This window comes from Pseudomonas svalbardensis (genome assembly GCF_030053115.1).
GTDB lineage: Bacteria > Pseudomonadota > Gammaproteobacteria > Pseudomonadales > Pseudomonadaceae > Aquipseudomonas > Aquipseudomonas svalbardensis.
On record NZ_CP125619.1, the window covers coordinates 4860214 to 4872721 of the forward strand.

A 12508-nucleotide genomic window follows, 5' to 3' on the forward strand; every position below is an offset into this window, starting at 1 on the left:
TTCGCCATTGATCACCCCGGGACTGTCGCGAAAGGCCGGCAAGCTGCGCCGTCAGCAGCAAGTACGGGGACAGCCAGAGGTCCATCAGCGAAAGGCCCTCGGCGTTGCGGCGGGTGGCACCCAGTCGCTCGAGCATTCGCGTCAGCCATTGCTCGCGACGCGCGCGGTAGGCGCGGGGCAAGTCGTACCAGGGCAGCCCTGGCAAATCGTGATGCACCAAATGCAGATTGAGGTTGAGAAACAGCCAGCGCCACGGCCAGGCGGCTTCATTGATGACCGTCCTTTGCTCGGGCTCGGCGCGGGGACGGTGTTCATAGTAGGAGCGAATCATCGCAATCGATAGCGCCGGCACGCTGATCAGCAACAGGTAATGCCACACCGGCAGCACGCTGTAGTGGGCGATAAACAGCAACATCAGCAGGGTCAGCGTGCCGTGGCTCAACCACATCAACCAGGCCTGCCGCTCACCTGCTTTCAGACGTTGGCACTCTTCTCGGGCCAGCGCCAGCAAGGCCAGCGGTGCACCGAGGGCGAAGCGTCCGAGCACGGTTTTGTTCAGCCAGTGCAGACTCTGTTTGAACAGTGAACTGCCCTGCCACTGCTCGGCACTCAGGTAACGGCTTTCAGGATCGCGACCGGGCAGGGTCAAGTCTTCATCGCGGTGATGCAACAAATGGCTGTCGCGATACAGGGTGTAGGGATACCAGACGGCGAACGGCGCGTAGCCGAGGATCTTGTTCAGTGATGTCCAGCGAGTGGGGTGACCGTGAAGCAATTCGTGCTGCACCGACAACCAGAGCACCACCAACGGAATCAACAGCACAGTGCTCCACCAGAGCCCCAGCCGATGGCTCCCCAAAACAATGCTGAACCAACCAGCGTACACGCCGACCAGCAACAGCCAAGTCGGCCACTCGGTGCGAGCGGTCAGGCGTTGGCGCAGGGTTTCGATTTCTTCACGGTGGGCGGTATCGAAGTAATGGGGCATGGCGTTGCTCGGAACGGGAATCTTCCCCTTCTGTGCAACGACGCTGATGAATCTTGCAGATTATTTCGTCAGTGCTTAACCATCCGTCGGAACTGTAATTTCTGACAGTAGCGGTGGAACCTTGGCCAAGCGCCTCATGTTTCCACGTCGACTCCGTCGACGCCAAATCATGACTCGACAGGAGCCAAGACATGAGCCTTTACATTCCCCCATCAAAAAAATTGAATGAACTCAGTGCATTCAGCTTGTTCGACACCTCCGCCTCGGCAGCGCTGGCACGGCTGAGGGTTGGCGGCATGATTGAAAACGTGGTAGACGCCGACTTCGCCTTGGGCATTGATCAACTCAGGAGCGGCGCACTGTGCGCAATTGACAATTACCTGAATATTGAGGCAGGTGACACCGTCGAACTGTTTTTTACGTCCCAGGATCGTGCCGACGCTTACAAGTTCATCCGCAAGGAAGACGTCGATAATCCCGACGGGCGCATTCTCTTCACTATCCCTCGGTCGAATTTTATCTCCAGGACGTATGAGAACGTTCACTACCGGGTTACGCGTTTCAGCGGCTCAACCGAGAACTCTCCGCTTCAAACGGTCCTGGTTTTATTGACTCGCCCCGGCGGTGTCGACAAAAACTCGGACCCCATCAGTCATTCGGAACTGCATCAGACCCTGGAGCCCGACGTGGCCAAGAGCGGCATCGACGCAAAGCGCCCCGAGACGGGCACCTGGGTGACGATTGAGCCCTACCCGTTCTTGCGGGTACGCGACAGAATCGAATTGAAGTGGGGCACCGAGTCGCTACGCCATGTCGTTACCAAAGAACAGGCCGAAGCCCCCAAGAGCAACCCGATCAAGATCTTCGTCAGCCGGACCGTCATCGAAAACGCCGGCAGCTCGAACAAGCTGCCGGTCATGTTCAAACCGATTGACGAAGCCAATAACCTGCCTGATGAAAACGGCCCGTGGTCAACGCCCTCCTACGTGAATGTCAATCTGGATAACTCGGGACTGGTCAGACCCTTTGTCGCAAAAGCCCACCCCACCGGCGAGATCGACCTCAAGGCCTTGAACGGTGAGGACGTGAAGGTCGAGGTACAAACCAATTCTGACGATTACACACCAGGGAGCCGAATCTACCTGACCTGGGCAGGCGAAACTGTTGACGGCACACCGATCTCGCAGACAATCGAGATTTCTGTCGATGTCCCCGGCAAGACTTGTGAAGTCTTTGTCAGCTATGAAAACGTCAAAGCCATTTCCTTCGGCAAGGCCACCGTTTCCTACGAGGTGCAGACCGACAAAGATCGGCTCTATTCGAAAGAGACCTTCGTGCGCGTCGTCGGTCCGCTCAATACCGTGCTCGCCCCCACCATCGACAAGGCCAACGGCAACTATTTGCCGCCGAACCTGAGCAAAGCCACCGCCACTATCCCGTCCTACCCTGGGCGTACCTCCAACGATCTGGTGATTCTATTCATCACCGCCGTGCGGCCCGGCGGCAGTACCGAGCTGTATGAGGACGCGCAACTGGTGGGTGACTTACCGCCCAGCCTGCCGATTTTCCGGGATATCCAGAAAGCAGATCTCGATCGTTTCGACGGGCTGAACATCACGGTTCTGTATGAGGTACACACCGCCAGCGTGCGAACGTCCGATGCGTTGAAACTGACCGTCGGCGAGCCGAGGAAAGACTTGCCGGCGCCGATTCTGGAAGGCACAACGCCAGAAGGCGTGTTCGATCCAGTCCCAGATCGCCAAGTGATTTTTCAGATACCGCTGATCCTGACCGTCACCAAGGATAAAGGCTTGTGGTATTTCCAGGGCCAGAACCAGGCGGCCAGCACTCAGGGCAAGTTCGAACTGACGCCCGGATCGTCCGCCAGGGCCATCCGCATCCCGCTGGCCCGCCACTACGTCGACCTCAATCAGGGGCATACCATCCGGATGTTCTACAACCTGACGCGTGACAGGAGGGTGATTTACTCTGATTACCGCGAAGTGCGCATTGGCACCCCGCTGCCGACGCTGCTGGAGCCAACCGTGTTAGAGGCGCCGGGTCGCATTCTCGACCCGAACCGCTATCAGGACGGATTCACCGTTCGCGTGATCACCTCGACGTTCGAACCGGATGACGCCATCGAGCTGACTGTTCACGGACGTCCGGGAGATGGCTCGACGATTCCGGAACGCAAGATGGTCAACGGTCAGGCATCTGTGGATTTCAATGTTCCTGCCGTCATTACCGGCGCCAATCTGAAAACTGTGGTGAATATCAGCTACAAAGTGATTCGGTTGGGGCAGGAAACGCCGTCGAAAACCCTGGACCTGAGCATTGGCGCGTTGTTGCAGCAGAACATGCCGAGACCGTTGATCGAGGGGTTCGTCGGAGAACTTCTGGAAATCGGTTCAATCAAGGACAACACCAAGGTGCTGAGCGACAAGTGGCCGTTCCAGCGCTCCGGCCGTCCGATTTGGGTAAGTTATGTGGAAAGTAACACCGACGGAACGACGCGCTCCAGAGATCAGTTCGTGGGCACGCCACATGATCAGGGGGCGGGACTGAGTTATACGACCGAGGTGCAGTGGCTGCGTGAATGCAAGGCGGATTCGAAGCTGGCGATTGTTTTGAAGGTGGGGTTGTTTAAAGAGGCTACGGTGAATGATGCGGTGGAGTGTCAGGCCAGGGTTTATACGGTCAGGGCGGGGTTGGACAAACTAACAACTTTCGATCGGTTCAATTGGGATGGCTGGGTTCCAGACCCTTCTTATCCGTCTCAGATCGTATTGGAGCAGGGTGAGTACTTTGTTCAATCGACCAATGTTTATAACTATTTGATATTTACTAAAAGCTACGACGACATCGAAATTGGTGAAGTTTACGAATTGAGCTTTAAATACCAATACCCTATTGCCACAACGCTGTACGTCACACGAGACGACGTTGTCATTCACAACGCAACTATTCCAGCGTCAAGCACATGGAGAACTCATTCCATAACCTTCCCTTCAAAAAACACTTCCCCCGCCTCGCCTATGGCACTGTATTTCCAATTGGGTGATGCATATGGGTATTCGAATGGCAATTCAAAAATAGACGAATTTCGTCTGAGATATGTTCCATAAACGCACAGTCATAAAACCTTTGACCCGATCATTCCGGACTCAACCGGAATGATCTACTCCATTTCTACAGTGCGTCGGATCAATGCCCGAACACATCCACCTTCTTGGCCTTCTTGTCCGCACGCTTTTCATCGGCGGTTTTTGCCGGTTTTTTCTTTGCCGCTTTTTTTGAATCCATGCCTTTGGCCATGATACGTACTCCACTCATACGGGATGTGAGCTCAGGTATACACCTATCCCCGCGCTCGCGTTCTTTTATAATCGCCCGCTTTGCGCACCGACAGTCGAAGACCATGCCCAACACCCAGTACACCTTGCTCGCCGAGCCTTTGTGGCCCTTGATGAACAAGTTTTATCGCGCGCACCAATCATCGATGAAAGCCGTCCGCGACGCTCAACTCTGGGTGGCCAGGCGCGAGGAGATCATTGGCGCACTGTGTTTGCGACCGGTGGCGGACGGGCATTGGCTGACGGGTTTGTTTGTCGATCCGGCCTGCCGTGAACAGGGCATCGCTGCGGCGCTGATCGCCGAGGCGCTCAAGGAGCTTGAAGGCCCGGTGTGGCTGTTTTGTCATCCGGACTTGCGCGGGTTTTATGAACGTCGCGGTTTTACCTTCGATCCGCCATTGCCCTACGCCATGGCGGAACGCTTGAGCCGTTATGCGCGGAGCAAACCGATGATCGCCATGGGTTTGGAAGCCTCTGGATGATTCAGGAAGGCGTCAGTCGTCGGCGTTCGGATCGAGATCCGGGAACATTACTTCGGTAAACCCGAATTTGCTGAAGTCACTGATGCGCGAGGGGTATAACCGGCCGATCAGGTGATCGCATTCATGCTGCACAACCCGCGCATGGAAGCCTTCGGCAACGCGCACGATCGGATTGCCCTTGGGGTCGAAACCTTCGTACCGAATGTGCTGATAGCGATCCACCGCGCCGCGCAGACCGGGCACCGACAGGCAGCCTTCGAAACCCTCTTCCAGCGTCGGGCTCAACGGCGTGATCAGCGGGTTGATCAGAATCGTCTGCGGCACGGCTTCGGCGTCCGGGTAGCGTTCGCTGTGCTCGAAACCGAAGATCACCAGTTGCAGGTCGATGCCGATCTGCGGTGCGGCCAGGCCGACCCCGCCGACGCTTTCCATGGTCTGGAACATGTCGTCGATCAGTTGCCACAGCTCGGGGCTGTCGAACATTTCGGCGGGCACCGGCGGGGCAATGCGCAGCAGGCGCTCGTCGCCCATTTTCAGAATTTCACGGATCATTTGATGACTTCGTCAGTGGTCGGCTTGATCGAGTGATCCCGACCCAGCCCGGAAACGTGTTGTTTGGGTTCGTGATCGAGCTCGCCGGGGACTTTTTCGCCATCATTCTTGCCTTCGGTCGACATGTGCTCGATCACCGCATTCATCTCTGCGCCGAGCAACAGCACTGCGGCGGAAATGTAGAAGTACAGCAACAGCACGATGATCGCGCCGATACTGCCATACATGGCGTTGTAGTTGGCGAACATCTTGACGTACAGGCCGAAACCCAGCGACGCAATGATCCACACCACCACCGCCAGCACCGAGCCCGGGGTGATGAAGCGAAACTCTTGTTTGACGTCGGGCATGACGTAATAAATCAGCGCCACCGCCATCATCAACAGAATCACGACCACCGGCCAGCGCACGATGGTCCAGAGGGTCACGATGAAGTCCTCAAGGCCGACTTGGGAGGCGATCCAGCCCATCACCTGCGGCCCGAGCACCATCAGCGCGGCGGCGACCAGCAGCATGCCGGCGATGCCGATGGTGTAGAAAATCGACAGTGGGAAACGCTTCCACGCCGGCCGACCTTCGACCACGTCGTAGGCGGCGTTCATCGCGCTCATCATCAGCCGCACACCGGCGGACGCGGTCCACAGGGCAATCACGATACCGACCGACAGCAAGCCACCCTTGGATTGCTGGAGCTGGTCGATGACCGGGTTCACCTGTTCCAGCGCCTGGGGCGGCAGCACCAGTTCCGATTGCAGGCGCAGCCAGGAGAAGAAGTCCGGCAGGTGCAGGAAACCGATCAGGGCGATCAGGAACAGAATGAAGGGGAACAGCGAGAACAGCATCTGATAGGCCAACGCCGAGGCATAGGTCGACATCTCGTCGTCGACGAACTCGGTGATCGTGCGCACCATCACACGGTGCAGGCGCAGACCTTTCATGTGTGGGAAAAACATTAGCGTCTCCTTTCGCCGCAAATTTGGTCGAAGTCTGGCGACTCAGGGGCCGTTTTCTACATCAAAGTAGCCTACTTGGCGAGTTTGAAACAATTTCCGTGCGCAAGTTCAGGCTGACACAAAAACGGCCATCCGTGGATGGCCGTTCATGTTGCTCATCAAAGGCCGAATCAAGCCTTGTCGACGCCTTTCTTGATCGCGTCCTTGGCCTTGCCGACCGCTTGCTGGGCTTCGCCTTTCTTTTCCTGCACGACGCCTTCGGCACGCATTTTGTCGCTACCGGTGGCCTTGCCGACGCCTTGCTTGACGTTGCCGGCGGCTTCGTTGGCCATGCCTTTTACTTTATCGCCAGTGCTGCTCATGGTGTTTCTCCTGTGAACAATTCAACGGGGAAAGTTGTTACACAAAGATTGACCGGAGGCGTTTGCGCGGAGTTTCATTTATTTTCACCGCAACATTTCATCGTTCAGTGCAGGTTGGGCTTTATGTTTGCCGACCAACCCCCGAGAATGCGCAACGTATTCAGGCCATGGCGCTGAAGATCCAATCCCGTAGGAATGTTATGAAACTCGATAAAAAGCAGGCCATTGCCCGCAGAAACCAGGAACTTGGCGGTGCTGTGCTTGGCGTCAACAACTGCCATTTCACCGAATTGAACCGCAACCGCAACATCTGGTGGTTCGATATTCCGGTCGCGCGCCTGGCCATTGGTCAGTACGAGTGGGTTCACCTGTTGATGCACACCCCGGATACCGACGAACTGCTGCACCTGAAAGTGCCGACGGTATTCCTTCGGGAGAAGCTCGAAGGCCTGGTGGTGCGCAACGAAGGCAAGCGTAAAGCAGCCTTGAGCCTGGAACTGAGCGCCGACAAGGACTCGTACCTTCAGGACATGCGACCGGCGGGTACCAACGTCAATTTCGCGCAGTTCCGCCTCTGAATAGAGCGTGGGAACGATCGGTCAGGCAAACAAAGCCCCGCATCTGCGCAATGCTGTTCACTTAAGGATTGTTGACTAATCCTCAGGCAGCCGGAAAATCCGGAATCTGATAAGGATTCCGGATTTTTTATGTCTGTTGCTCAGGATTTAAGCGCGGTTTTGGATTTTGCTAAGCAACCGCTCTCTCGCCTTGAGGTGTTCACCGATCATATTCCTCATGATTGGATCACCGCAGCGGCCGCTCTGGCGGATAAAGCCACGATCCGACGTCGGCGCTTGCCTTCGGACATAGTCCTTTGGCTGGTAGTCGGGATGGCACTTTTCAGAGGTGAGCCAATAGTCGAGGTCGCTCGCCGACTGAATATTTGTGCCGACGGTCTTGCTAATGAGGTGCTGTTAGCCAAAAGCGGGTTGTCGCAGGCGCGCCAGCGTCTGGGGAATCAGCCTGTCGCTTGGTTATTTCAACAGTGCGCCAATGTCTGGGGATACGAGCGCTACCCGCAAGATGACTGGCACGGTCTTCAAGTCTTTGCCGTCGACGGTGCCTTGTTTCGAACCCCGGAAACGTCGTCATTGCGGGACCATTTTGGCTCCGGCAATACCTCCTCCGATCGTCAAACCCCTTATCCGGTGCTGCGCCTTGTTGCGTTGATGAACGCCCGTTCTCATATCATCGCCAACGCGGCCATCAGCCCTTACCGCAAAGGGGAGATCCCGCTGGCCAAGGACTTCATCGAGAGCATACCCAACCACTCAGTGACCCTGCTGGACAAAGGGTTTTTCAGTGCGGACCTATTGTTGAGTATCCAAAGTACTGAAAAAAACCGGCATTGGATGATCCCGGAGCGTAAGGGTACTGTTCGCACGGAAATTGAACACTACGGCGATGGTGATTACCTAGTCCAGATGAAGGTCTCGCAGCAAGCGCGTAAAAAGAACCCACTGTTGCCTGAGTACTGGCAAGTACGGGCGGTCACCTACGAGGTCGCCGGGAAAGAAAAAACCGTCTTCACCTCCCTGCCAGCCTCGCACTTTAGCGCTGAGCAGGTCGCCACCCTTTATCACGAGCGATGGGAAATCGAACTGGGTTTCAGGGATATCAAAAGCTCAATGCAAGACAATGCCTTGACCCTTCGCAGCAAGACTGTAGACCTGGTGTATCAAGAATTATGGGGGCTGTTACTGGCTTATAACGTAGTGCGTCGAGAAGCCAGTCAGGCGGCTGTAGCTCATAAGCGGGCTCCCAGCGAGGTGAGTTTCAAGTTTGCCTGTCAGCACATCGCCAGCCATCTGGTGGTCATGGCCGGAGCGGTCTCGCCCTCACACACGCCAAGACGCCTGGACGAGCTTCGCGGCAGCATTGGTGTGCTCTTCATAGCAAAACGCCCCAGGCCTGCGAGGCCTAGGGCGGTGAAGATGTCAAAAACCCGGTATCCGGTTAACCGCAAGGCTGCTCCGCTTAAGTGAACAGCATTGCCGCATCTGCGGGGCTTTTGTTTGTTACGCGCTTACCTTTTTGACGCCGAGCTTCTTCAGCTCTTCGTCGCGCAACTCGCGGCGCAGGATCTTGCCGACGTTGGTGGTCGGCAGCGCATCGCGGAATTCCACGGCTTTCGGCACTTTGTATCCGGTGACGTTGGCGCGCATGTGCTCCATCACCTGTTCCTTGGTCAGTGTCACGCCCGGTTTGGCGACGATGAAGATCTTGATCGCCTCGCCCGACTTCTCGTCCGGCACGCCGATGGCTGCGCATTGCAGCACGCCCGGCAGGGTCGCGAGCACGTCTTCCAGTTCGTTCGGGTACACGTTGAAACCGGAGACCAGAATCATGTCTTTCTTGCGATCGACGATGCGCATGTAACCGTCAGGCTGGATCAGCGCGATGTCACCGGTCTTCAACCAGCCTTCGCTGTCGAGGATTTCATCGGTGGCGTCCTGACGCTGCCAGTAGCCCTTCATCACTTGCGGACCTTTCACACACAGCTCGCCGATTTCGCCTAACGGCTGTTCAACGCCGGCATCGTCGATGACTTTGCACAGGGTCGACGGAACCGGAATACCGATGGTGCCGATCTGGATGTGCTGAATCGGGTTCACAGTGGCCACCGGACTGGTTTCGGTCATGCCGTAACCTTCACAGATGGCGCAACCGGTGACCGCTTTCCAGCGCTCGGCCGCGGCCAGTTGCAGGGCCATGCCACCGGACAGGGTGACTTTCAGCGCCGAGAAGTCCAGTTTGCGGAAGCCTTCGTTGTTGCACAGGGCGACAAACAGCGTGTTCAGCCCAACAAAACCGCTGAACTTCCACTTCGACAGTTCCTTGACCATCGCCGTCAAATCGCGCGGGTTGCTGATCAGGATGTTGTGGTTGCCGATCAGCATCATCGCCATGCAATGAAAGGTGAAGGCATAGATGTGGTACAGCGGCAGCGGCGTGATCAGGACCTCGCAACCTTCATTGAGGTTAGAACCCATCAGTGCCTTGCACTGCAGCATGTTCGCCACCAGGTTGCGATGGGTCAGCATCGCGCCCTTGGCCACGCCGGTGGTGCCGCCGGTGTATTGCAGCACGGCAACGTCGCCGCTGGCCGGGTTGGCTTCAGCGACTGGCTGGCCGTGGCCCTTGCTCAGTACGTCGTTGAACTTGATGGCCTTGGGCAAGTGATACGCCGGGACCATCTTCTTCACGTACTTGATGACGCTGTTGACCAACAGGCGCTTGAGCGGCAGCAGCAGGTCGGCCACTTCGGTGACGATCACGTGCTTGACGCCGGTTTTCGGCACGACGAGCTGGGCCAGGTGCGCCATGTTGGCCAGGCAGACCAGGGCTTTGGCACCGGAGTCGTTGAATTGGTGTTCCATTTCCCGCGCGGTGTACAGCGGGTTGGTGTTGACCACGATCAGCCCGGCGCGGATGGCACCGAAGACGGCGACCGGGTACTGCAACACGTTGGGCAGCTGCACGGCGATTCGATCGCCCGGCTGCAAGTCGGTATGCTGTTGCAGGTAAGCGGCAAAGGCACCGGACAATTCGTACAGTTCACCGTAGGTGATTGTCTTGCCCAGGTTGCTGAATGCCGGTTTGTCGGCAAAGCGTTGGCAGGACTGCTTCAACACTGCCTGAATATTCGGATACTCGTCTGGATTGATGTCGGCAGCAATCCCGGCAGGGTACTTATCCTTCCAAAAGTCTTCGATCATGGAAGCCCACTCCTCAGCAACGCGAATTCATCACCGCATTTGATGCGATTATTATTGGTGTATGTTTTTTATTGGTATCTGTTTGTTGGTGAGTCTGGCTTTTTATATAGGCCGAGAAGTCACAAAGCGCGCCGAGAGTAGCAGCTTTGCCAGAGGCCGACTAGAGCCAAAAACAGCCTCTACAGTCACATTCGTGACTCAAGACCAAGCAATGGTCTTTTTTAGAGCAAAAATTCTATACAGGCATTAAACGCTCTAGAACAGGCCTTACAGCCAAACCTCGAAGACAAAAAAGGGGCGCCCATAATTGACCGCCCCTTTTTGATGCTGCGTCGCTAACAATTCATTACGCGATATCACGCAACTCCCGCCGCAATATCTTGCCCACCGGCGTCATCGGCAACGACTCACGCAAGACAATGTGCTTGGGCACTTTGTACGCCGTGAAGTTTTCCTTGCAGTAGGCCTTCAGCTCTTCAAGGCTGACACCCGTTTCACGGGCCACCACAAACAGCTTCACCGCTTCCCCCGAACGCTCGTCCGGCACACCGATCACCGCACAGTTGGCGACTTTCGGGTGAGCCATGACCACATCTTCGATCTCGTTCGGGTACACGTTGAAACCCGAGACGATGATCATGTCTTTCTTGCGATCGACGATGCGCACAAAACCGTCCGGGTCGATCACCGCGATGTCACCGGACTTGAACCAGCCTTCGGCATCCAGCACTTCGGCGGTGGCTTCGGGTTTCTGCCAGTAGCCCTTCATGATCTGCGGGCCCTTGATGCACAGTTCGCCGCGCTCGCCCAGCGGCTGCTCGACGCCTTCATCGTTGATGACCTTCAGCGTGGTGCCCGGCACCGGCAGGCCGACTGTACCGAGCCGCGACTTGTCGCCGTACGGGTTGGTGCAGGCCACCGGCGAGGTCTCGGTCAGGCCGTAGCCTTCGGTGATGCGGCAACCGGTGAGCTGTTCCCAACGCTCGGCGGTGGCCTTGACCAGCGCGGTGCCGCCAGAGTTGGTGAGTTTGAGGCTGGAGAAATCCAGGGTCTTGAAATCAGGGTGATCCATCAGCGCGACGAAAAGCGTGTTGAGTCCCAAAAGGGCCGAGAACCGCCAATTCTTCAGCTCCTTGATGAAACCGCCGATGTCCCGCGGATTGGTAATCAGCACGTTGTGGTTGCCCGACACCATCATGCACATGCAATTCGCGGTGAACGCATAGATGTGGTACAGCGGCAGCGGCGCGACCATGACCTCTTGCCCCTCGCGCAACAGCGGCTGGCCGTCATTGCCGAACTGCTCCAGGCATGCCCGCACTTGCTGCATATTGGCCACCAGATTGCCGTGGGTCAGCATCGCGCCTTTGGCCAGGCCGGTAGTGCCGCCGGTGTATTGCAGCACGGCGATGTCGTCGAGACTGGCGTTCAGCGGCTTGATGCCCAGGCCCCGGCCCAGACGCAGCGCGCTCTTGAAGGAAGTCGCCTGCGGCAAGGAGTACGCCGGGACCATCTTCTTGACCTTGCTCACCAGGGTATTGACCAGCCAGCCTTTGGCGGTGGGCATCAGGTCGCCCATTTTCGCTTCGATCAGGTACTGGATGTCGGTGTCGGGCAGCACTTCCTGGACTTTCTGCCCGAACATGTTCAGGTACACCAGCGCCCGGGCACCGGAGTCCTTGAACTGATGACGCATCTCCCGCGCGGTGTACAGCGGGTTGGTGTTGACCACAATCAGCCCGGCGCGCAGGGCACCGAACACGGCAATCGGGTACTGCAGGACGTTGGGCATCTGCACCGCAATGCGATCCCCGGGCACCAGGTCGGTGTGGGCTTGCAGGTAACCGGCGAACGCTGCGCTGTGGCGTTCCAGTTCGGCGTAGGTCAGGGTTACGCCCATGTTGCTGAATGCCGGGCGGTCAGCAAATTTCTTGCAGGAACGTTCGAACACCTCGATTACCGACTTATAGGCCCCTTGATCGATGTCCAGGGGCACGCCGGCCGGGCGTTTGTCATTCCAGAAATCAGGTTGCATT

The 12508-nt window shown here is 57.0% G+C and carries 9 protein-coding genes and 1 pseudogene; 4 read left to right on the top strand and 6 right to left on the bottom strand.

Annotated features, from left to right (window positions below):
- Window positions 1-136: 136 nt before the first annotated feature.
- Window positions 137-988: pseudogene (locus QFX16_RS22500) on the bottom strand (fatty acid desaturase); the annotation flags it as partial.
- Between the two features lie 191 nt (window positions 989-1179).
- Between QFX16_RS22500 and QFX16_RS22505 the strand changes: the two are divergent.
- Together QFX16_RS22505 and QFX16_RS22510 are read left to right on the top strand one after the other, a co-directional pair.
- Complete coding sequence (locus tag QFX16_RS22505; protein WP_283181399.1) at window positions 1180-4116, top strand: hypothetical protein; 2937 nt, start codon at window positions 1180-1182, stop codon at window positions 4114-4116.
- Window positions 4117-4409: 293 nt separating this feature from the next.
- Window positions 4410-4826, top strand: a complete 417-nt coding sequence (locus QFX16_RS22510) for a GNAT family N-acetyltransferase (RefSeq protein ID WP_283181400.1) — start codon at window positions 4410-4412, stop codon at window positions 4824-4826.
- 12 nt (window positions 4827-4838) lie between these two features.
- Here the strand turns inward: QFX16_RS22510 and def are convergent, their stop codons facing one another.
- The 3 genes from def to QFX16_RS22525 all read right to left on the bottom strand — a co-directional run bounded on the left by def (window position 4839) and on the right by QFX16_RS22525 (window position 6693).
- Window positions 4839-5378: a peptide deformylase gene (def, locus tag QFX16_RS22515; RefSeq protein ID WP_283181401.1), complete on the bottom strand. Its 540-nt coding sequence runs from the start codon at window positions 5376-5378 to the stop codon at window positions 4839-4841.
- Window positions 5375-6331: a YihY/virulence factor BrkB family protein gene (locus QFX16_RS22520; protein ID WP_283181402.1), complete on the bottom strand. Its 957-nt coding sequence runs from the start codon at window positions 6329-6331 to the stop codon at window positions 5375-5377. The genes def and QFX16_RS22520 overlap by 4 nt, the downstream gene beginning before the upstream one ends.
- 170 nt (window positions 6332-6501) lie before the next feature.
- Entirely contained in the window at window positions 6502-6693 is a 192-nt protein-coding gene (locus QFX16_RS22525; RefSeq protein WP_283181403.1) for a CsbD family protein, read from the bottom strand.
- Window positions 6694-6893: 200 nt separating this feature from the next.
- Here QFX16_RS22525 and QFX16_RS22530 point away from each other — a divergent pair, with 200 nt between their 5' ends.
- Window positions 6894-7271 carry a hypothetical protein gene (locus QFX16_RS22530; RefSeq protein ID WP_033056806.1) on the top strand — a complete coding sequence of 126 codons (378 nt, stop codon included), beginning with the start codon at window positions 6894-6896 and terminating at the stop codon, window positions 7269-7271.
- Window positions 7272-7400: 129 nt separating this feature from the next.
- The gene (locus tag QFX16_RS22535; protein ID WP_283180397.1) at window positions 7401-8738 is read left to right on the top strand and encodes an IS4 family transposase; all 1338 of its coding nucleotides are present in this window, start codon (window positions 7401-7403) and stop codon (window positions 8736-8738) included.
- Window positions 8739-8771: 33 nt separating this feature from the next.
- Here the strand turns inward: QFX16_RS22535 and fadD1 are convergent, their stop codons facing one another.
- Complete coding sequence (fadD1, locus tag QFX16_RS22540; RefSeq protein WP_283181404.1) at window positions 8772-10472, bottom strand: long-chain-fatty-acid--CoA ligase FadD1; 1701 nt, start codon at window positions 10470-10472, stop codon at window positions 8772-8774.
- Between the two features lie 346 nt (window positions 10473-10818).
- Window positions 10819-12507 carry a long-chain-fatty-acid--CoA ligase FadD2 gene (fadD2, locus tag QFX16_RS22545; protein WP_283181405.1) on the bottom strand — a complete coding sequence of 563 codons (1689 nt, stop codon included), beginning with the start codon at window positions 12505-12507 and terminating at the stop codon, window positions 10819-10821.
- Window position 12508: the final 1 nt, after the last annotated feature.